Source organism: Vibrio salinus, assembly GCF_021272385.1.
Taxonomy (GTDB): domain Bacteria; phylum Pseudomonadota; class Gammaproteobacteria; order Enterobacterales; family Vibrionaceae; genus Vibrio; species Vibrio salinus.
On the sequence record NZ_JAJSDZ010000005.1, the window covers coordinates 68,451 to 89,938 of the forward strand.

The 21,488-nt window shown below is 39.1% G+C and carries 24 protein-coding genes; 20 read left to right on the plus strand and 4 right to left on the minus strand.

Annotated features, from left to right (window positions below):
* Window positions 1-3: 3 nt before the first annotated feature.
* Window positions 4-1,389, minus strand: coding sequence for an aminodeoxychorismate synthase component I (pabB, locus tag LRQ06_RS00465; RefSeq protein WP_232764474.1), 1,386 nt, complete (start codon window positions 1,387-1,389; stop codon window positions 4-6).
* 185 nt (window positions 1,390-1,574) lie between these two features.
* Here pabB and LRQ06_RS00470 point away from each other — a divergent pair, with 185 nt between their 5' ends.
* The 14 genes from LRQ06_RS00470 to LRQ06_RS00535 all read left to right on the plus strand — a co-directional run bounded on the left by LRQ06_RS00470 (window position 1,575) and on the right by LRQ06_RS00535 (window position 12,670).
* Window positions 1,575-3,095, plus strand: a complete 1,521-nt coding sequence (locus LRQ06_RS00470; protein WP_232764475.1) for a fumarate hydratase — start codon at window positions 1,575-1,577, stop codon at window positions 3,093-3,095.
* Window positions 3,096-3,197: 102 nt separating this feature from the next.
* On the plus strand, window positions 3,198-3,383 hold the full coding sequence (locus LRQ06_RS00475) for a hypothetical protein (protein ID WP_232764476.1): 186 nt from the start codon (window positions 3,198-3,200) through the stop codon (window positions 3,381-3,383).
* Window positions 3,384-3,406: 23 nt separating this feature from the next.
* Window positions 3,407-4,780 carry a YcjX family GTP-binding protein gene (locus LRQ06_RS00480; RefSeq protein ID WP_232764477.1) on the plus strand — a complete coding sequence of 458 codons (1,374 nt, stop codon included), beginning with the start codon at window positions 3,407-3,409 and terminating at the stop codon, window positions 4,778-4,780.
* Window positions 4,777-5,817, plus strand: coding sequence for a YcjF family protein (locus LRQ06_RS00485; protein WP_232764478.1), 1,041 nt, complete (start codon window positions 4,777-4,779; stop codon window positions 5,815-5,817). Before LRQ06_RS00480 ends, LRQ06_RS00485 begins: the two co-directional genes overlap by 4 nt.
* Window positions 5,818-5,856: 39 nt before the next feature.
* The gene (locus LRQ06_RS00490) at window positions 5,857-6,504 is read left to right on the plus strand and encodes an alanine--tRNA ligase-related protein (protein ID WP_232764479.1); all 648 of its coding nucleotides are present in this window, start codon (window positions 5,857-5,859) and stop codon (window positions 6,502-6,504) included.
* Between the two features lie 87 nt (window positions 6,505-6,591).
* The gene (locus LRQ06_RS00495; RefSeq protein ID WP_232764480.1) at window positions 6,592-7,050 is read left to right on the plus strand and encodes a carboxymuconolactone decarboxylase family protein; all 459 of its coding nucleotides are present in this window, start codon (window positions 6,592-6,594) and stop codon (window positions 7,048-7,050) included.
* Between the two features lie 28 nt (window positions 7,051-7,078).
* Entirely contained in the window at window positions 7,079-7,813 is a 735-nt protein-coding gene (locus LRQ06_RS00500; RefSeq protein ID WP_232764481.1) for a helix-turn-helix domain-containing protein, read from the plus strand.
* Between the two features lie 71 nt (window positions 7,814-7,884).
* On the plus strand, window positions 7,885-8,283 hold the full coding sequence (locus tag LRQ06_RS00505) for a MerR family transcriptional regulator (protein WP_232764482.1): 399 nt from the start codon (window positions 7,885-7,887) through the stop codon (window positions 8,281-8,283).
* An 8-nt stretch (window positions 8,284-8,291) separates the two neighbouring features.
* The gene (locus LRQ06_RS00510) at window positions 8,292-8,717 is read left to right on the plus strand and encodes an N-acetyltransferase (RefSeq protein ID WP_232764483.1); all 426 of its coding nucleotides are present in this window, start codon (window positions 8,292-8,294) and stop codon (window positions 8,715-8,717) included.
* 41 nt (window positions 8,718-8,758) lie between these two features.
* Complete coding sequence (locus LRQ06_RS00515) at window positions 8,759-9,277, plus strand: GNAT family N-acetyltransferase (protein WP_232764484.1); 519 nt, start codon at window positions 8,759-8,761, stop codon at window positions 9,275-9,277.
* A 204-nt stretch (window positions 9,278-9,481) separates the two neighbouring features.
* Window positions 9,482-11,026: a transcriptional regulator TyrR gene (gene tyrR / locus LRQ06_RS00520; RefSeq protein ID WP_232764485.1), complete on the plus strand. Its 1,545-nt coding sequence runs from the start codon at window positions 9,482-9,484 to the stop codon at window positions 11,024-11,026.
* Complete coding sequence (gene rimJ / locus LRQ06_RS00525; RefSeq protein ID WP_232764486.1) at window positions 11,007-11,606, plus strand: ribosomal protein S5-alanine N-acetyltransferase; 600 nt, start codon at window positions 11,007-11,009, stop codon at window positions 11,604-11,606. The genes tyrR and rimJ overlap by 20 nt, the downstream gene beginning before the upstream one ends.
* Window positions 11,599-12,186, plus strand: a complete 588-nt coding sequence (locus LRQ06_RS00530) for an HD domain-containing protein (protein ID WP_232764487.1) — start codon at window positions 11,599-11,601, stop codon at window positions 12,184-12,186. The genes rimJ and LRQ06_RS00530 overlap by 8 nt, the downstream gene beginning before the upstream one ends.
* Before the next feature lie 10 nt (window positions 12,187-12,196).
* The gene (locus LRQ06_RS00535) at window positions 12,197-12,670 is read left to right on the plus strand and encodes a DUF2947 domain-containing protein (protein ID WP_232764489.1); all 474 of its coding nucleotides are present in this window, start codon (window positions 12,197-12,199) and stop codon (window positions 12,668-12,670) included.
* Between the two features lie 43 nt (window positions 12,671-12,713).
* Here LRQ06_RS00535 and nqrM read toward each other — a convergent pair whose 3' ends face one another.
* The gene (nqrM, locus tag LRQ06_RS00540) at window positions 12,714-12,929 is read right to left on the minus strand and encodes a (Na+)-NQR maturation NqrM (protein ID WP_232765442.1); all 216 of its coding nucleotides are present in this window, start codon (window positions 12,927-12,929) and stop codon (window positions 12,714-12,716) included.
* Between the two features lie 221 nt (window positions 12,930-13,150).
* On the opposite strand from nqrM, the gene LRQ06_RS00545 reads away from it, so the two are divergent.
* Complete coding sequence (locus LRQ06_RS00545) at window positions 13,151-13,624, plus strand: GNAT family N-acetyltransferase (RefSeq protein WP_232764491.1); 474 nt, start codon at window positions 13,151-13,153, stop codon at window positions 13,622-13,624.
* An 87-nt stretch (window positions 13,625-13,711) separates the two neighbouring features.
* Here LRQ06_RS00545 and LRQ06_RS00550 read toward each other — a convergent pair whose 3' ends face one another.
* On the minus strand, window positions 13,712-14,524 hold the full coding sequence (locus LRQ06_RS00550) for an AraC family transcriptional regulator (RefSeq protein ID WP_232764493.1): 813 nt from the start codon (window positions 14,522-14,524) through the stop codon (window positions 13,712-13,714).
* A 123-nt stretch (window positions 14,525-14,647) separates the two neighbouring features.
* Between LRQ06_RS00550 and LRQ06_RS00555 the strand changes: the two genes are divergently transcribed.
* Window positions 14,648-15,769 (plus strand): Gfo/Idh/MocA family protein, encoded by a 1,122-nt coding sequence (locus LRQ06_RS00555; RefSeq protein ID WP_232764494.1) that lies wholly within the window; start codon window positions 14,648-14,650, stop codon window positions 15,767-15,769.
* A 118-nt stretch (window positions 15,770-15,887) separates the two neighbouring features.
* Here the strand turns inward: LRQ06_RS00555 and LRQ06_RS00560 are convergent, their stop codons facing one another.
* Window positions 15,888-16,694 carry a Cof-type HAD-IIB family hydrolase gene (locus LRQ06_RS00560; RefSeq protein ID WP_232764495.1) on the minus strand — a complete coding sequence of 269 codons (807 nt, stop codon included), beginning with the start codon at window positions 16,692-16,694 and terminating at the stop codon, window positions 15,888-15,890.
* Window positions 16,695-16,876: 182 nt separating this feature from the next.
* On the opposite strand from LRQ06_RS00560, the gene queE reads away from it, so the two are divergent.
* The 4 genes from queE to LRQ06_RS00580 all read left to right on the plus strand — a co-directional run bounded on the left by queE (window position 16,877) and on the right by LRQ06_RS00580 (window position 21,465).
* Window positions 16,877-17,527: a 7-carboxy-7-deazaguanine synthase QueE gene (gene queE / locus LRQ06_RS00565; protein ID WP_232765443.1), complete on the plus strand. Its 651-nt coding sequence runs from the start codon at window positions 16,877-16,879 to the stop codon at window positions 17,525-17,527.
* A gap of 9 nt (window positions 17,528-17,536) precedes the next feature.
* Window positions 17,537-18,223, plus strand: a complete 687-nt coding sequence (queC, locus tag LRQ06_RS00570; protein ID WP_232764496.1) for a 7-cyano-7-deazaguanine synthase QueC — start codon at window positions 17,537-17,539, stop codon at window positions 18,221-18,223.
* Between the two features lie 109 nt (window positions 18,224-18,332).
* On the plus strand, window positions 18,333-19,526 hold the full coding sequence (locus tag LRQ06_RS00575; protein WP_232764497.1) for a sensor domain-containing diguanylate cyclase: 1,194 nt from the start codon (window positions 18,333-18,335) through the stop codon (window positions 19,524-19,526).
* A gap of 247 nt (window positions 19,527-19,773) precedes the next feature.
* Window positions 19,774-21,465: an FAD-dependent oxidoreductase gene (locus LRQ06_RS00580; protein ID WP_232764498.1), complete on the plus strand. Its 1,692-nt coding sequence runs from the start codon at window positions 19,774-19,776 to the stop codon at window positions 21,463-21,465.
* The last annotated feature ends 23 nt before the right edge of the window (window positions 21,466-21,488 follow it).

A 21,488-nucleotide genomic window follows, 5' to 3' on the forward strand; every position in this document is an offset into this window, starting at 1 on the left:
TTATTAATTCTTCTCGGCTAAACATGGAAGAATTTTAGCCAGTTTGTCATAAGTTTCCTGATATTCACTATCTACTTTACTGTCTGCTACTATTGCACCGCCTGCCCAAACATACAAATTCTGTTTTTTTGCAATAAGGGTTCTGATGGCTATGTTTGTGTCCATTTTCCTATTTCTGCTGATATACCCAATGCTACCACAATAAACACTTCGCCGGTTTGGTTCCAGTTCTTCAATAATCTCCATTGCCCTGACTTTAGGGGCCCCGGTGATGGATCCTCCGGGAAAAGTCGCCCGCAGAAGGTCCGTGACTGTTTTGTGTTTATCCAGTCTGGCAATAATCGTGCTAACCATATGGTGGACTGCAGGAAAACTTTCAATGGAAAATAATTTTGGTACCTTTACACTTCCCGGTTGCGCAACTCTTCCTATATCGTTACGGAGTAAATCGACAATCATAAGATTTTCAGATTGATCTTTATCTGAGTTTTCAAGTTGTTGCGCTAGCCATTGATCTTCTTTTTTATTTTCCGAACGAGGCTTGGTTCCCTTAATCGGTTTTGTTTCAATATGCTGATTATCTAACTTTAAGAATCGTTCAGGAGAAATGCTTAAAATAGAATGATCATCAAAGCGGAGGAAACCGGAAAAAGGGGCTTTATTATCAGTCTCAAGCTTTTTATAAGCGTACCATTCACTTCCTTCATAAGAGGTCTTAAATCGTTGAGTAAGGTTTATCTGATAGCAATCGCCAGATTTTAAATATTCCTGAATTGCGTTGAATTTATTTTGATAAGACGCTTTAGACATGTTGGTTGTCCATGGTCCTGTAGTCTTAAAATAATCTTTTTCAGATAACGTCGGTAAATCGGTTATCAGCCAGCTAAATACCGTTTGAACATCTAGACCGACGATGTTGGCTGTTTTTCTATGGTGATCAACAATCAATGCCCACGAATATAATCCAATTGCCATATCCGGCAACGAAATATCATTTAAAGCTTCGTTGGGTATTTTTTCTATTCTTCTGCCAAGATCGTAAGAAAAATAACCGAGAGCACCACCTACAAAAGGGTATTCTGACCACAAATTCTCATCCAGGGTGGGTAACAGTTCTTCCTGAGTTTTTGATAGAATTTCAAATGGATCGGAAGTGGAAGTATAATGCTCATTCCTGGTAATAACCTCGGTTTCATTTCCGGTTGTAATGATTTTAGCAACAGGGTTAGCGACTAAAATATCATACCGACTGTCCGGGTGATTGTCTGATGGTGAACGTAAGAGCATTGCCCAGGGTTGGTTTTTTATCTTTTCAAAGCAATGTAACGATAAATCAGGCTCATAAGTGACGCAGATGTCATTAATTTGTTGCGTTATTTTGTTACTCATCTCTTTAATTTGTGACACAGAATTAGAATGCCGTATAGCGTGTTGTTGGTAGCAAGAGTATCATAAAAATCAAATGAAAAGCTGCTAATCAGTGGGTTAGATCATGGTACGGAATGTTTTTTCCCGTAAGATGATGACATTCATAGCTGTAGCAGCGAATTAATATAACAGAAATGAGGCAAGCAATGACGGTAATTCGTAAAGAGGACCTCATCAGCAGTGTTGCTGATGCTCTTCAGTACATTTCGTACTATCACCCATTAGACTTTGTTAAAGCTCTGGAAAAGGCTTACCACAAAGAAGAAAGCAAAGCAGCAAAAGATGCAATTGCTCAAATTCTTATTAACTCACGTATGTGTGCAGAAGGGCATCGTCCTATCTGTCAGGATACTGGTATCGTAACCTGTTTTGTAAACATTGGTATGAATGTCCAGTGGGAAGGCGATATGACTGTTCAGGAAATGGTTGATGAAGGTGTTCGTCAGGCATACACCAACTCTGAAAACCCACTTCGTAAGTCTGTATTGATGGATCCGGCTGGTAAACGTGTAAACTCAAAAGATAACACTCCTGCCGTTGTTCACATTAATATGGTTCCGGGCGATAAAGTTGAAATCAAAATCGCAGCGAAAGGCGGTGGTTCTGAAAATAAAACCAAAATGGCTATGCTAAATCCATCTGACGATATTGCAGAGTGGGTAGAAAAAATGATCCCTGTGATGGGGGCCGGCTGGTGTCCTCCAGGTATGTTGGGTATCGGTGTTGGCGGTACTGCTGAAAAATCAGCAGTGTTGGCAAAAGAAGCGTTGATGGATGATATTGATATCTACGATCTTATGGAACGTGGTCCTCAAAATGCGGAAGAAGAACTTCGCCTTGAAATCTTCAAACGTGTTAACAAACTGGGTATTGGTGCCCAGGGCCTTGGCGGCTTAACGACAGTTGTCGACGTTAAAATCAAGTCTGCGCCGACTCATGCAGCCTCTAAACCAGTGTGCATGATTCCAAACTGCGCCGCTACCCGTCACGCGCATTTTACTCTTGATGGGTCAGGTCCTGCTGAACTAACACCACCGAAACTTGAAGACTGGCCTGAAATTGCCTGGGAAGCGGGTGAAGGTACCCGCCGTGTCAATTTGGATACGGTGACGGAAGAAGAAATGCGCACCTGGAAAACGGGTGAAACATTACTGCTGAACGGTAAAATTCTGACAGGGCGTGATGCCGCTCATGCTCGTATTCAGTCGATGCTGAAAAATGGTGAAGGTTTGCCTGACGGTGTTGATTTCAAAGGCAAATTTATTTATTACGTTGGTCCGGTCGATGCAGTTGGCGATGAGGTTGTTGGTCCTGCTGGTCCTACAACGTCAACTCGTATGGATAAATTCACCGATATGATGCTTGATGAAGTGGGTATCATGGGAATGATTGGTAAAGCGGATCGCGGAGCAGCGACGGTTGAGTCAATCAAAAAACACCAATCTGTTTATCTGATGGCGGTTGGTGGTGCAGCTTATCTTGTCGCTAAAGCGATTAAGAAAGCAAAAGTACTGGCATTTGAAGAGCTCGGAATGGAAGCTATTTACGAATTTGAAGTAGAAGATATGCCGGTAACCGTTGCCGTTGACTCAACAGGTGGTAATGTACACCAAATCGGTCCGGATACCTGGAAAGTAAAAATTGCCGAAGCCGAAGCGAAAGCTTAATTTCTTTTGGTCTTTAACTTTGGTTTGACACTAGTGGTGGCTCTTGCCGCCACTATTTGTATTCACTTGATAATCTTTGATTTATAGCTAGAAAATTTTATTATGGACAAATTTATTAAATTTTTACAAATCGCATTCGCTGTCGTTGTACTTGCTGTTCTTGCCTATGATGTGGTTTTGCATGGGGTGACAATTTTTAATCAGAAGTATGTCATTCTGACTTCCGTTTTGTGGGTAGTTCTTGAATTAGCTTTATTTGTTATACATAAATTAATTGAAGATGATTAATTGAAAAAGAAAATGAGGTAGTAATGGGTCGATTAAGCCAGGAAATTTCTGATATCGTTCATCGTGGTTTGGATAGCCATATAAAAATAGCCGTAACGGGGTTATCCAGAGCAGGGAAAACCGCTTTTATTACTTCATTTGTTAATCAGCTTCTCTATTCTTCTACCCATAATAACCTTCCCTTTCTTCATGCTTCGAGAGACAGTCGTCTTATTGGGGCAAAGCGGATTCCTCAATCCAATCTGTTGGTTCCGGGCTTTGCGTATGAGCAGGCGTTATCGATGCTTCATTCCACTCCGGCTGGGTGGCCTGAACCGACCCGGGATGTCAGTGAAATCCGTCTGGCCATCAAATATAAGCCGGAGAGTCGCACCAAAAAACTCATATCTAAAACTCATACCTTGTATGTTGATATTGTTGACTACCCGGGGGAGTGGCTTCTCGATTTGCCGTTATTAAAGCTGAGTTATGATGAATGGTCTGAAAAACAGATGAATTCAATGCATGGGATACGGAAAAAACTGGCCTATGAATGGCTCGAAAGAGTAAATCTGTTTGAGGTGGGTAATGAAGCAAATGAAAAAGAAATATCTGAAATTTCATATTTGTACACTCAGTTTTTAATCCGGTGTAAAAAAGAAGGACTGCATTGGGTTCAGCCGGGAAGGTTCGTTTTGCCGGGTGAGCTTAAAGGTGCGCCCGTGCTGCAGTTTTTCCCGCTACCAGACTCTAAACGTAAAGGAGACAAGCACAGTGCCTATGAAATGCTTGCTTCCCGGTATGAAGAATATCGTACACAAATTGTCAAACGTTTCTACAAGCATTATTTTTCAACGTTTGATCGCCAGATTGTGTTAGTGGATTGCCTGAGTCCGCTAAATGCCGGATATGAGTCGTTTATGGATATGCGCTCGGCACTTGAGGAATTAATTCATAGCTATCACTATGGGAAAAATAATTTATTTGGCAGATTATTTTCTCCTAAAATAGATAAAGTGCTTTTTGCCGCGACGAAAGCAGACCATATTACTCCTGATCAACATGGTAATTTACTGAATTTATTAAACCAGATGATAAACCCCGTCTGGCAAAGTGTTGCCTATGAAAACATTTCTATGAAATGTCTGAGCACGGCCTCGATTCGAGCGACAACTTCTGGACATGTGACTATGAATGGTAAATCACATAGTGCGATCAGAGGGTTGGATAATGCGGGCAACGATCTCACCATTTATCCTGGTGAGGTACCTAAAAAATTACCTGATGTGAACTTCTGGTCTCACTCAAAATTTGATTTCACCGCATTTAATCCCAATGTTTATGAACATGATGCCCCATTACCACATATTCGTGTTGATACTGCCATGGAATTTTTATTGGGAGATAAGCTTAGGTGACCGACTACAAGACAAAGATTAAATTTGAGCAACATTTGGATACCAGTGTACCGGAACCCGAAAAACTAGCTCAAAAAACGTTGTTTTCCGGTGAAGGTTCTTTTTATCCAGATAGCCAGTCTGGAGTAAACTCGGAACTATCAGATGAAAAGTTAAATATTGAACCAATGATACGCCCCAAAAAGCAAAAATGGATAGGAGTAACATTAGTTACCGGCTTTATGGGACTGATTGGCTGGCAGGCAATAGATACCCTTTACGGTGCTTATTTGTCACAAGACTGGCTGACATTAGGGTGGTCAGGCTTTGTTGGATGTTTGGCTGGCCTTGGTGGGTTTAAACTGGCCAGAGAATTATTCGTTTTACGCCGCCTGAAAAAGCATTTTAGTACTCAGGTCATGGCCGAAACTATTCTCAAAGAAGATGGAATAGGTAAAGCGGAGTCTTTTTGCCGTTCCCTGAATATTAATTCAAACGATAATGAAGAGTTAAACCTGGCTGTTGAGTCGTGGAATTCGAAACTGGATCCTGTATATAACGATAAAGAAGTGTTTGAATTATACGATTCAATTGTTATCAGAAAGCAGGATCAGCAGGCCATAAATATCATCTCTAAATATTCGGCCCATTCCGCGGTTATGGTAGCCTTAAGTCCTTTAGCGATTGCCGATATGTTTCTTGTTGCCTGGCGTAGTCTGAAAATGTTGGAGGAACTTGCCAATACCTATCAGATTGAGTTGGGATATTGGTCAAGGCTTAGATTATTGAAACTGGTTTTAGTTAATATGGCGTTTGCCGGCGCAACAGAGCTGGTGATTGATACCGGAATGGATATCCTGACAACTAATCTGTTACAAAAACTATCAGCAAGAGCCGGGCAGGGTGTTGGTATCGGGTTTATGACTGCCCGGTTGGGGATTCAGGCGATGAAGCTGATGCGTCCGCTGCCATGGTTAACTGATCAAAAAACGTCTTTATCCTCGGTCAGAAAAAATATCGTCAATAATGTTTTTAAAGTTATGGATAAAATGCAGTAATTTTTTTGCCGATCTTGTATCAAATGGAAGGGAGTCCATATGACAGAAAAGATATTTTGGAGTAATCCATATCAAACTCACTTACGCTCAAAAGTGGTTCGAATTGAAGGAAAGCAAATTGAGCTTTCACACACAATTTTCTATGCAGAATCTGGTGGCCAGGAGAGTGATAGAGGAACCATTTCTGGTATACAGGTTATGGAAGCAAAAAAAGAAGCAACCAGAATTATCTATACCCTTGCTTCAGAGCCTGATTGGTCTGAGGGTGATGAAGTAGAAACGCAAATTGACTGGGAAAGACGTTATGCATTAATGAAATTGCATTTTGCTGCAGAAATTGTCTTAGAACTGTTTACACAACGTTTTGAAAAAATAATAAAAATTGGCGCTCACATTTCTGAAGACAAAAGCCGGATTGATTTTGAATGGCCTGAAAGTATCGGGCCGGTTCTAACAGACATTCAAGTACACTCTCAAAAGATGATTGATTCAGATCTTCCCATTTTCAGTGGTTTTTCAGATGAAGAGAAAGAACGCAGATATTGGAAAATTGATCATTTTGCACAGGTATCCTGTGGTGGTACGCATTTAAGAAAAACGTCCGAAATCGGAAAGATTAAGTTAAAGCGAAAAAACATAGGGAAAGGAAAAGAACGGGTGGAAATAACCCTGATGGCTTCAATTTAAAGAAGCCAGAATCTGTCGAAATTATTCAATACAGGTAACAAAGCATAAGTTATTTTATTTCTTCAGCAATTAAGAGGAGAGACTAAAATGACGTTACGCGCAAATTATATTGGTTTAGCACCAGATGCAATGAAACTGTTGATGGCACAGGAGAATTATCTTCGTCAGCAATTTACTGAATCGGACATTTTAACCACGAAAGTTTGGGAATTGGTTAAATTAAGAGTATCACAAATTAATCAGTGTGCTTTTTGTATTGATATGCACAGTAAAGAAGCCTTGAGTGCCGGGGAAAACACGGAAAGAATTCTTGGGTTAAATGCATGGCGAGATATGCCCTTGTATTCTGAAATTGAAAATGTTGCATTAGAATGGGCTGAATCCCTAACACTGGGCAAGCCAATTGATGATCCTATCTATCAACATACGGTTTCGTTGTTCGGAGAAAAAACAGTAGTGAATTTAACGATTGCAATTAATGCTATTAACAGTTGGAATAGAATAGCGAAGACATTTAAACAAGAGGTTGGCAGTTATAAACCGTAATAACCCTCCGTCATCAGTGAACTTGAAGTTGTCTCAGCCGTTGGGACAGCTTTCCTCGTTTGCTCAGGCTATCTGGTCCCTATCTCTTCCTGAAAATATCTCATTTGAAAAGAATCTTTATCCGGATGCCAGAAGCGGAATTCTATTTAACCTAGCCGGTGAAATTAACATTGATCAGCACACTTTTCCGGAAGGTGTGATTATGCTTCCGGTTAAAAGAAAAGCCGAAAAAATTGCTTTATCTTCCGGGGGGCAACTTGTCGGTATCCGCTTCCAGCATGCTGTTAGCTATGGCTTATTAGGAAAAAATCTTGATAAACCGACATTACATTCTCATGATAATGATCAGCAATTTCATCTATATGCACTCTATTCTGAATTAAAAAAAAGAAATGACTATAGCTATCAATTTTCTGCTATATCGGCGTGGGCTGAAGCACATCAACATAAGGCAGATAAGGTACCTGAGTCGCTTACGAAAACGATTAATTTTATAAAAGAATTGGATAGTCCGGGATTATTAAGTGAAAACAGAACACTGAGTCAACGTCAAATGGAGCGTGTATTCAAATTATGGCTGGGCATGACTCCAAAATATTACCAAAGAATTTTAAGAGTAAAAAATGCCATTCTTTTTTTAAAATTAAATCAAGATGTCCACTTGGCTGAAGTGGCTCAGATATGCGGATTTAGTGATCAGGCTCATATGACCCGAGAGTTCCGACAGCTTGCATCCATTACTCCAGCAAAGGTTAACAGGTGATTTCCTCCGGTAGTATAAGCAGTTAAAAGAGTATTTTTATTAATAGGTATTATTAAAAAATGAGGTCAGGTTTGTTTATTGGTGAAGTATCAAAAAGTACAGGCGCATCCCCTAAGGCAATAAGATTATATGAAACACTTGGTTTACTGACTCAAATACCAAGGCAGGGGCGTTATCGTATTTATGATCAAAGTGATATTGAATTCATAAAATTGATTAAAGAAGCGCAGTCTCTGGGGATTACTTTATCTGATTTTAAAGCGCTTGTTGTTGGCCGACTTTATTATTATCGTTGGTTTCAGGGGAATTCTGCTGTTAAGCAAATAAAACGAACAATCTTTGATTTTTGTGGTTTTAAAAGTATTTCTACAACTTATATCGGTCCGGTGCTTAATTCCTCACCAGTAAAGAAGGCTGGATGGCTTAAGAAAATCAGTGGAATTGCTAAGAAAAATAACGCTGCAGGATGAATTTTTAGATGATTAGAAAATGTAGAGACGATGATATTCAAATAGTGCTGGAAATTTGGTTAAAGACATCAACTATTGCTCATGACTTTGTTTCCCCCGATTTTTGGGTATCCCAAACAGAGGCGATGCGGACTATTTATCTCCCGGCTTCAGATTCTTATATTTTTGAGAATGAGCACGGAGTTGTTGGTTTTTGTTCATTATATGAAAATCATTTGGCGGCCTTGTTTGTGGCTCCGGAATATCAGAGACAAGGTATTGGTAAAAAGCTATTGGATCATGCGAAAAAACAAGCAAAAAAGCTAACACTTTCTGTTTATAAAGAAAACGTCAGCAGCTATCAATTTTATTTTTCTCAAGGATTTAAGGTTATATCAGAACAACCGGATCAGCATACCGGACACTCAGAATTTACTATGATTTTCCATCGGTAATTGTCTTCTTTATATCATCTGATTCAGGAACTTCACAAGGCATGGTTATAACAACAAACCGTTTATGTATGACATCTATTAGTGAATCAGACTGGATGCTTTTTAAGCAATTGCATTCAGACCCACGGGTCATTAATCTTTGTTTCGACGAATTGGATGAATTTGCTTTAAAATCGAAATTTGAATCACGTCTGGCGGCATGGACGCCGGATTCAGATACATGGTTGTGTCTGATAATTTCCGATAGGAATTCAGGAAAGAAAATTGGACTTACTGGCTTTTGCATGGTTGATGGTGGTATTGCAGAAGTAGGTTATTTATTACTACCGGAGTTTTATGGTCGAAATTATGCGACCGAATCTCTTATTGGATTAATTGACTGGGCCACAATGGAGCATGGGATTACGAATTATAAAGCCGTCGTAACAGAGGGGAATGTCGCTTCTGAGCGTGTATTAATCAAATGCGGGTTTCATCTTCATGATGTTATCCCGGAATCGTATGAAATTGCTGGCAAACGATATGCTGATCGCATTTATCTTCGTCATTGCAGAGGCTGATGAATTTAATAATGGCTTTCAGATTTTTCATCACTGAAAACAGGTTGAGGTGAAAAGCGGGTACCCGTTTCCAGAGTTTGCCACGATGAGAATTAAAATAGTGTTACATGATTTAAATCTGTATGGATATCACCTTGACGACTGAGCTTATCTCGTAGAAACTACTGTCAACATTTCCTTACACTTTATTGTGGAGATCTCCGGGTGAGGTTAGAAGTTTTTTGCGAGGATCGACTCGGCTTAACGCGGGAACTGCTTGACATTCTTGCTTCCAAAAATATTGATTTGAGGGGTATTGAAATCGACGTTAGTGGCATTATTTATCTCAACTGCCCGGACATTGATTTCGATGTGTTTAGTGAATTACTGGCTCAAATTCGTCGTATTTCAGGCGTTAAAGATGTTCGTCGTATTCAGTTTATGCCAATAGAGAGGCATAACACCGAGTTAATATCACTACTGAATAATCTTCCCGATGCCGTTTTATCTATCAATCTTCGTGGTTTTATTGATATGGCAAATTGCGCGGCTCTTTCTCTTTTTTCATCTTCTGAAGAAGGTATGACCGGACAACCTTTATCAAACTATATACCTCATTTTAATTTTTCTAAGTGGATGGAAGGGAATAAAGCACGGGTCAGAGAAAACGTTGTCATAGATGGTCTGGATTATCAACTTGAAATGAATCCTGTTTATATTACGGGAGAATCAAAAGAATCGACTCTTGCCAGTACAATGATGATTCTTAAGTCTAACTCTCAGCAGCAATCAGAAAAAGATGAATTATCCATTTATAATAATCTTGGCTTTGAACATTTTGTCGGGGTTTCGAATAAACATAAGTCTCTAATTGTTCAAGCAAAAAAACTAGCCATGCTCGATCATCCACTTTTTATTGAAGGTGAAACCGGTACAGGGAAGGAGATGCTGGCTAAAGCTTGTCATAATCGTTCACATCGTGGTGCATTTCCATTCCTGGTTCTAAGTTGTGCTTCTATGCCAGATGATGTTGCTGAAACTGAGTTGTTTGGCCATGCTCCTGGTTCATTTAATCATGAAGAAGGCAATAAAGGTATTTTTGAACAGGCCAACGGCGGGACAGTCTTTCTAGATGAAATTGGAGAGATGAGTTCGCATCTTCAGATAAAATTGCTTCGGTTTTTACAGGATGGAACATTCCGACGGGTAGGAGAAGAAAACGAAATCCATGTTGATGTCAGAGTGATTGCATCAACAAAACATAACCTAGCCGAACTGGCTGAAACAGGAAAATTTAGGGAAGATTTATACTATCGCCTAAATGTTCTAACCTTATCAATTCCTTCTCTTAGGGAGCGGACCAGTGATATCCAGCCATTGCTGGAGTTATTTGTTGCGAAACATTGTGAAAACTTATCCATCCCCCGACCTAAAATTGAGGATAAGGTGATCGAATCGTTGGTTGATTACCCTTGGCCTGGAAACATGAGACAACTCGAAAATATTGTGTTGAGAGCTCTCACAGAAGTTGAAAGTAATGTCCTTCAGTTGAAGCATTTTCACCTTCCACATGTTGACAAAGTTTCTAATATGGCTGGTATGGTAAGATTGGATGGTTCTCTGGATGAAATAATGAAAGATTATGAAGCTAAGGTTCTTGATCGTTTATATCAGTCATTCCCCTCCAGTCGTAAGCTTGCGAAAAGATTAAATGTTTCACATACCTCCATAGCAAATAAATTAAGGGAATATGGAATCAATAAGTCGTAATCAGGAACAGCCAATGGTAGATCAGGTTTATACAAAAAATGGAGAAATTATTGTCCGGACAGCTCGTATAGGGGATGCAGCGCTTATTGTTGATTATTTTGAAAAGAACCGGCGTTTTCTGAAACCGTGGGAACCTTCTCGTGATGAGGCTTTTTTTAGTATCAACACCTGGCGGCAGAGGCTTATCAAATTGCATGAGCTTCATCAGATAGCACTTGGTTACTATCTGATTATATTGTCAGTTGATAAAGAAGAAATGCTGGGCACGATTTCTTTTAGCCAGGTTGCCAGGTTTCCAATGTATTCATGTAATGTGGGATATTCTCTTGCTGAAACGGCTCAGGGAAGAGGTGTAATGACAAAGGCATTGACTATGGCTTGTAACTATATGTTTGAAAAACAAAACATGCATAGAATTTGTGCAGCATTTATGCCTCGTAATCACAAAAGTGAGCAAGTGTTGAGACGTGTCGGTTTCAAAAATGAAGGTAAAGCCGACAATTATTTATTAATTGATGGAAAATGGGAGGACCACATTCTTATGGCGCTGCATAATCCCGACTGGAAAGAGAATGAGTAAATATTTAGAAGAACAACTTTCGTTTGTTCTGGAAATCGATAAATTAAAATCTGTTTTGAGAAAAAGCGCTGTAAAGTCTGCGGGAAACCGGGCGGAAAATAGTGCTGAACATAGTTGGCACGTTGCATTGATGGCTTTGGTTCTGAAGGAACATGCCAATGAACCGATTGATATTTTAAAAGTGGTAAAAATGCTTCTGATTCATGATATTGTTGAAATTGATGCCGGCGATGTGATTATTTATGATCATGAAGCCCGCAGGCAACAGGAGATTAAAGAAAAGCAGGCAGCAGAACGTTTGTTCGGTTCATTACCCGGAAAAGAAGGTCAGGAGTTCAAATCGTTGTGGTTTGAATTTGAAGCCGCAGAGTCTGCGGAAGCAAAATTTGCAAAGTCCTTAGACCGTCTTGCTCCTTTAATGCTGAACTATCATAATCAGGGTAAAAGCTGGCAGGAAAATAACATTAATAAAGAGCAGGTTGTTGAGATTAACCGCCAAATCGATAAAGGATCCCAAACTTTGTGGACGTATGCTCAATCTATGATAGAAGATGCCGTGCAAAAAGGCTGGTTAAAATAAAAGGATATATATGTCGTATTTATCTGTTGAAGAATATCCAAGAAAGTGGATATTTAACCATTCTTCAATGCCGGTACCTAAAGAAGTTCAGGCACTAATCAAGCCGATGACACAAGTCCGGTCGGCTCAATTCTGGAAAGAGAATATTAGTAGTTCAAGTCCCGATGCAGATCGATTTTCGTCAGATGACTGGCCGATGAAAACATCAAACTGGCTGGATTCGATTGATTGGATGAGCAGTTGGGAATCTGATGATGAAAGTTTGCCGTTTGATGTCGCAGAACACATTGGGTGGCAGGATGATGTTACTGTTTATTTTTGTTATGAAAAATACAATGTTGTTGAGACTAAATGGTATATTTTCCGTCGTTACTGGAAAAACTTTTTGTTTTATGATGATGGACCGATTCTGATTGGCCGAAGGAGAAAAGAGGCGCTGTGGTTTCAGGATAATGGGAAAGTAAAAATAGGAACGAAAGGTTAAAATGAGTTGAACCCTTCTTACATGGAAGGGTTCAGAAATAATATTATTGTTGCTGGCTTTGTCCGGGTTCAGCAATTTGATATAGCTGCTGCTGTTGCGCATGTTCATCACACACTTCTTCACAGTTACACACTCGTTCAATATCAATGGAACTCAAACCACCGCAACTGCCTTGTATTGCATTTCTTTTCATCATTACACCAATTGCCATCATCACAATCAGGCATAAAAAGATTAAAAAACAAATAAGAAGAGTCATCATAGCTGTTGTCCTTTATATTGCATATGCAGGATAGTATCAATTTTTAATATATCTTGCATCGATTTCTGACATTCTACCTGACTATCGCAATCTGTTAAGTGGTTTATCAAAAAAATGAGAGAAAATTATAAAGCACTATAACTAAATTTAAGTAATAAAATTAATTTCTTTTAACAGGGATATTATTTACTATTATAAAAAAATTACTTCAATTCAATATGACTGATTTTATAATACATTCCGCATCAAGGCGCGATATAAAGATATTGGACGACTTAATGCATGCTTTGCATGATGAGCACCATTCAGCTCAGCCAGAGTTTTTTAAAACAGCTGATGAGATTGCTGAAGAAAAGAACATTGGGCTTTATCTGGATGAACCGGATGGACTGGTTTTTTGTGCAAAACAAGAAGATAAAATCGTTGGATTTATCACCGGACATTTTTCTGAATTAACTTCAACGGTTAGTCAGACTGTTTTCATGGGAAGTATCGATGAATTATATGTTAAACCTCAATTCCGTGGAATGGGGATAGGGCAGGCACTATTGAAAAGAATTGAAACTGAACTTAAAGATTATGGAGTCAAACATATATTTGTCGAAGTATGGGCATTCAACAAAACAGCATTAGATATATATCATAGTGTTGGATTTAAGCATCATATTCATTGGCTGCACAAAGACATTTAAAATGGCTAAATTATTTTATCTTTGTCTCTTTCTTTTTTTGTGTAAAGCTAGCTAAACAACCTTCATTCTTTTAAGAATTCTAATGGCTCAACTCTTTCGGTATACAGAGGGGGCCACACCGTAATACTGTTTGAATAATCGGGAAAAATGGTATTGAGTACTGAAACCAAATTGATCTGCAATATTCCCAATAGGAATACTGGTTCCTTTGAGAAGTACTGCCGACTGCTGACAACGTAGTCTCCATAAATATTTTATTGGCGTGATAGACAGGTATCTGTTAAAAGTGACGATCAGATGATTTGCTGTTACGTTGGAATTTTCAGCAATTTGAGATAAAGTAATCGATTCAGCAAGGTGTTCACTCATGTAATCGCAAGCTTTTGTAATTGCTCGGGGTAATTTGGTTTCAGAAGAAATAAATGTAAAACCATTTGCATAATTAATGTAATATCGAATTAAGGCAGGCCCCAGTAACATCAGCGATTCAGCTGTAGGAATAACAGGATTTCTGGTTAAAGACAGACCTAACTCCATAAAGCGAAGTAAATCCATATTCTGCTCCGTAACCAAGGGTGCATTCTTGATAATATCATTGTAGTAATCAGGACGTTCCTGAAAGTCCAATTGACACCAGGTATGATGGCTCTCCTGATGTTTACTAAACTGATGAAATTCATGTTGCCCCGGCAGTAACAGACAAAAATCACCTGGTTTTAGGCTAACTTCAGCTTCTTCAACATAAAAAGTAACTTCACCAGATAATAAATGAAATAACTGAAGTCCGCGCTGAACTCTTGGACCGTGATAACCTCCTGGTGGGTACTTTACACGGCCAAAATACACTTCCGTTAAACCATCAAAGTTAATTTCAGATATATTATCGAATATTTCAGACATGTACTTACAGCCTTCTCAAATTCTATTATTAATCCTGTAGGCAAAGAATAACGTGAAACAAAAGTAAGTTTATGAATCTATTCCACACAAAAATATAACATAAAAAATAAGAAGGATTGAACTATGAAAAATCTACGTATTGGTATGATAGGTACTGGTTATATGGGTAAAGCACATGCTATTGCTTACAGAACTGCCAGCGCCGTATTCCCGCTGTCTGCTTCCATTGAGTGTGAAATGATCGCTGATATCAATCTTGATTTGGCAAAACAAAAAGCAGAAGAATTTGGTTTTAATCGCTATACAGATAGCTGGCAACGACTGGTTAGTGATCCTAACATCGATATTGTAGATATTTGCGCTCCAAATTTTCTACACAAAGATATTGCGCTTTCTGCAATTAAAAATGGAAAGCATGTTTATTCAGAAAAACCTCTGGCACTGAATTCTCAAGACGCAAAAATTATGACATTAGCGGCAGAAGAAGCTGGGGTAAAAACACTGGTTGGGTTTAACTATATTAAAAATCCAACTGTAAAGTTGGCGAAACAGATCATTGCCAATGGGGAAATCGGAGAAGTGGTACATTTCAGAGGAACATTTAATGAAGACTATTTGGCTGATGAAAAGACTCCATTTAGTTGGCGTCTGAAAAGGGAGTTTTCCGGAACTGGAGCTTTGGGTGATATGGGATCACATATTATTAATATGGCTCAGTTCTTAGTTTCCCCTATTTCTTCTTTGTGTGCTGATATGAATACAGTTCATCACACCAGATATGAACCAGATAATGAAGCCCTAAAAGAAGTAGAAAATGACGATCAGGTCCATATGATGGTACGTTTTGTAAATGGTGCTATCGGTACAATAGAATCTTCAAGAATTGCATGGGGGCGCAAAAACGGGCTTTGGTTTGAAGTAACCGGAACCAAAGGAACCATCATTTATGATCAGGAACGTTTGTCTGAACTAAAACTATTTACTGTTGAGGACAGAGATTCCAGACAAGGATTCAGAACCATTTTAACCGGGCCAGAGCATCCGGATTATAAAAACTTCTGCGTTTCAGCCGGTCATGGGCTTGGATATAACGACATGAAAGCAGTCGAAGTTCGTGATCTTATTGAAGGGATTGCAGACAGTTCGCCAATGTTGCCTGACTTCCGTTCTGCATGGGAAGTCACTAAAATAATCGATGCTGCAGAAGTCTCTTATAAAAATGGAACATGGATAACAGTAGAGTAATAACATTTTTAGTTGTAACTACCTATCTTAGGTCCTTACCAGGTTGATAGGTAGTTACACCGTTATCGTAATACTCAGATTTAGAAACAATTTCAATAATCGGAGATATAGCCTCTATCTAGCAAAGAACAAACTTTCTGATTGCTTTGGCAACACCATTTTGATCATTTGTATCTGTTATATAATCGGCTACATTTTTTGTTTCTTCCATTGCATTGCCCATAGCCACCCCAAGACCCGCGTATTCCACCATATGTCGATCATTACCGGCATCCCCAATACACATTACTCTTTCTTGTGGAATTTTTAATGTTTCTGCCAGTGTCTGTACCGCTAATCCCTTATTGCTCTTAGGATTTAAAAATTCCAGAAAGCAATCTGCACTTCTGACAATAGTAAATTTATCGTGTAATGAGTCTGGTAACTGATTAATTGCTAAATCGAGCAATTCTGGCTCATCGACAATCATTGCTTTAATAATTGCGTGATTATCATCAAGTTGAGAAAAATCTAACTCATGAATTTTTATATTATTGATCGTTGATTCAACACTAGTATATTTGCTTGTTTTCGGCGTAATTAAGCCGATATTTTTACTGAACGCATGAGTATTCACCTTCAGGTCCCTGGCCGTTGAGGCGATCAGCTTAGCATCTGCCCCTGTCAAAATTTCAGAGTGTATTATTTGACCTGTAGCCGCAGATTCAACGATAGAACCGTTAAAATGGATAACGAAATCATCATCTGATGTCATATTTAACATATCAAGATGTTTTCGCATTCCCTCTATAGGTCTTCCTGATGCCAGTACAACTTTCACTCCCCGGCTTTGTGCTTCAGATATAGTGTCTATTGTTTCCTGAGTGAGCTCTCGTTTACTATTTAAAAGCGTTCCATCGATATCTATTGCAATAAGTTTGTACATAGAAAAGCCGTTTTATATTTAAAAAGGTAAATGAAATATTTTAACTTATCTCGCTATCAATATTCATTAAATTAATTTGTGAATAACGGTTTTCGTTTGATCTTATTGTGTTCTTGGATTAATGTTCGCCCGGTAAATTTAGAAAGCGGTAATGTGTTTTGATTAGATACAAACTCAATGAAATGTTTGAAACCATTCAGGGGGAAGGGGCATTTACTGGCGTACCGTCAGTTTTTATACGTCTTCAGGGGTGTCCGGTTGGATGTGCCTGGTGTGATACTAAGCAAACCTGGAATACGGATGAACAAGATCGGTGTTCTATAGGCGATATTCTTGTGAAACAGATGGATTCACCACTTTGGACTGAAATCACTGCTTCTGAGTTGGTTAAGGTCTATCAAAAGCAAATGTACACGGCAAAACATATAGTGATTACCGGTGGGGAACCCTGTATATTCAATCTCACTGAATTGACTGAGGCTTTTGAGGCCATAGGATGTAAATGTCAGGTAGAAACTAGTGGAACTTTTGAAGTATTGGCTTCATCAGAAACATGGGTTACCTTGTCACCTAAAATTGGTATGCGGGGTAAATTACCGATTATCAGACAAGCATTGATGAGAGCTAATGAAATAAAACACCCAGTAGCAACCCAAAAGGACATTGACCAACTGGATGATCTTATTTCATCCGTCGAATTGCGTTCTGAAGTGCAAATTTCACTACAGCCAATTAGCCAGAAAATTCGAGCAACAACATTGTGTATCGAAACATGTAGAAAACGTAACTGGCGTTTGTCTATTCAAACACACAAATATCTGAATATCGCTTAAGGAGATAATATGAAAAAAACAGTTGTGGTATTTAGTGGTGGGCAAGATTCGACGACCTGTCTTGTTAAAGCCTTAAAAGAGTATGATGAAGTTCATGCCATTACATTTGATTATGGGCAGAGGCACAAATTAGAAGTCGAAATTGCTCAACAACTGGCGAAAGAGTTAGGAGTAACAGCCCACAAAGTGATGGATGTTTCGCTTCTGAACGAGTTAGCAATCAGTTCTCTTACACGTGATAACATCGCAGTATCTCATGAATTACAAGATAATGGATTGCCTAATTCATTTGTTCCTGGCAGAAATATTCTGTTCCTGACTCTTGCTGGAATTTATGCTTATCAGATAGGGGCTGAATCAATTATTACCGGGGTATGCGAAACAGATTTTTCGGGTTATCCGGATTGCCGTGACGATTTTATAAAATCCCTAAATCAATCTCTTGTTCTTGGTATGGACCGGAAAGTTGAAATTTTAACGCCTCTAATGTGGCTGAGTAAAGCAGAAACCTGGGCTATGGCGGATCATTTCGGCGCACTGGAACTAATTCGGGAAAGGACTCTGACTTGTTATAACGGTATTCCGGGCGATGGATGTGGTGATTGCCCTTCTTGTGATTTAAGACGTGCAGGTCTGGAGCATTACTTATCGGATAAAGAGCAATATATGAACTCATTTTTGTCAAAACAGCGGTAATTTTACTGAATCAGGAGATGAACATTGAGACGATGCCCATCTCGTTATTATTATAACTATCAATAATCTCTCTGCCGATTTTCTCTCAACGATATATACTTAAGGTATAATGATCAGCGGATTAGTGAAAATTATGGTGGATAGCAATACAGTTGTTATTACATTTGATAATGTTGGCCATTGCGTTTCTACCTATGGCATATCGGTTGATATGTCTCAGTTTCATTCATTTATCCTAGATAACGGCCAGAATGAAATTCTGACATTTCCAGAGATACCCGAGTATATGCTAAATTGTCGTGAGCTACCGGTTTCACTTCAATCGAAATCTCATCAACCTTGGCATGGTCACTTATACAAATGCTCCGGAAAGCGAGCCAACGATACACATTATGTTGCTATCCTTTCTGTCCAGGGTAGTGCACCACCCTGTGAGCAATTACAAAACATTTACGATAATATGCCAGCTGCATTATTCGAATTCAGACATGATGAGAATGAGCTACCTAATTTTTCATATATGTCAGACTATTTTATGCAGTTGTTTGGAAAAGATACGGTTGACCTCAATAAGCAAATAAAAGATTTCTTTAAGTTAATTCATAGCACAGACCGCGAAAAGGTACATATCAGTATTTTGAATGCAGAAAGGAAACAGTCTGAATGGGAATGTGAATTCCGGGTTGATAACGAAGACAGTACCAAATGGGTATACGGTCATGCCATTCCGGTTGTTTCGGATATCGGTACTCGTTATATCGGTTTTTTAATCGACATTTCCGCAAAAAAATATCTGGAATTAAAACTGATCAAAGAATCAACCATTGATCCACTGACGGGGGCATATAACAGACGTTACTTTATCGAAGAGCTAAACGAAGAACTGATTCGGCATCATCACAATCCCCAGTTTCACGTAAGTTTACTCGCGATTGATTTTGATTTATTTAAAAATATAAACGATAAGTACGGGCACGATATGGGAGATATGGTATTACAGACAATTTCAAAGCTCATTATGAAGAATATTCGTAAGACGGACTGTTTTGCACGTGTCGGAGGGGAGGAGTTCAGTCTGATACTACCTAATACCAATTCCAAAGCCGCCTTGAGAATTGCCGAAAAGATTCGTTCTCTGGTAGAAAAGACCAATATCAATTATCAGGGATTGACGGTATCAATAACTATTACAATCGGTGTCGCTTCTACTGATTCTGGATGTAAGGAAGTAAAACACATCATGAATCGTGCTGACAAAGCATTGTATGAAGGCAAAGAATCCGGGCGAAATTGTGTTAAATAACCTATTTTTTCTCATTCTTATTTATTCAACTCGTAGCTTCCCGCAATAAAACTCTTCAGCTCGTTTGTCATTAGTCTTTTCCATAAATATCCGTGATGTTTAACAGAGAAAATTATTTGCATATGCTTATAATATTAAAAATGTGATCTTAATATAAAATTTCTTAACACATTGTCGTGATTTTAATTTAGTATATTCTTAAATTCTAATGTTATGGAAATTAACCAGTTAAACAACGGAACTATAAATGAAAAAAATTATTGTCATTGGCGGCTCTGCCGCTGGGCCGAAAACAGCGGCAAAAGCACGGCGCTTGGATGAACATGCAGAGATCATATTACTACAGAAAGAAAAAGATCTTTCAATGGCATCCTGTGGCTATCCATACTATGTTGGCGGAGTATTCGATAACCGGAATGAACTGATCAGCACTCCAACTGGCGTCGTCAGAGACCCTAAATTTTTTCTGAATGCAAAAGGAATTGATGCCAGAACGGAAACCGAGGTTGTTTCGATAGACAGAAACAATCATACGGTCACCTGTAAACACATTCAGACTGGTCAGATAGATACTCTAGGCTACGATAAACTTGTTATATGTACGGGAGCTAAGCCTGTAATTCCGCCTGTACCAGGTACTGACCTGAATGGGATCACAACGTTACAGTCACTAAAAGATGCAGATTTTTTGCGAAAAATCCGCGATGAAAAGAAAGTAAAAAAAGCCGTTGTTGTTGGTGGCGGATTGATAGGAATTGAAACCTGTGAGGCTCTTCAGTTAGCTGGTATTGATATTACTATTGTTGAACTTGCCCCTCAGTTACTGACCTTTTTGGACTCGGATATGGCAAAATTGGTTGAAAATCACGTTCGTAGCAAAGGAGCCAATGTTTTAACCAGCAATGGTTTATCTGCATTTTTAGGCGAAGATGGACAACTAACGGGAGTAAAACTGGCAAATGGTACAGAGCTTGAGTGTGAGCTCGCCGTGGTCTCGATTGGAGTCCGGCCGAATGTCGATCTGGCTAAAGAAGCGGGATTAGAAATCGGACAAACCGGAGGTATTGTCGTTGATAAGCACATGCAGACATCCGATCCTGACATTTATGCCGCGGGAGACTGTGTTGAATCATTTAATTTAATTACGGAACAAAAAGTACATGCGCCAATGGGGGATTTAGCCAATTTGCAAGGCAGGGTAGCCGGTGAAAATGTTATTGCGGGTAACGTAGTGACCTTTGATGGTGTTTACCAGACCGGGATCTGTAAGGTGTTTGATTTTTCTGCAGGCTCGACCGGACTGTCCGAAACCGTAGCTAAAACACTGGGCTATGATACTTATGAAACAGTGATTAATGCCAGCCCGGACAAACCTGGGTTTATGGGTGCAAATTTACTGATTAGTAAAATGCTAGCCGATAAAAAAACGGGTAGAGTTCTGGGACTTCAGTGTATTGGGCCCGGTGATGTAAGTAAACAAATCGCCACTGCCGCAATGGCGCTGAAGGGTAAGTTTACCGTTGAAGATTTGATTAATCTTGATATGCCTTATGCGCCACCTTTTTCGTTAGCCATCGACCACTTTATTGCCACCGGTCATCTGATGCAAAATAAACTGAAGGAGCGTTTGGTTGGCATATCTCCCGAAAAATTATATAAAAAATTATCCGACAATGAGAAACCTTTTATTCTTGATGTCCGTGGGCCAGATGAATTTGAGGAAATGCGCCTGGGAATTGGAGAAACGTTAATACCTCTCGGCGTATTAAGACAACGTCTCGATGAATTACCAGAGGACAAAAATGCAGAAATTATCTGCTTTTGCAAAATCTCTCTGCGAGGTTATGAAGCATCACTTATTTTAAAAGCTTATGGCTGGACAAATGTTAAAGTGATGGAAGGAGGTGTTGTGTCGTGGCCGTATCCACGGGAAAGATAATGTCTGACAAATAGATGTCTTAC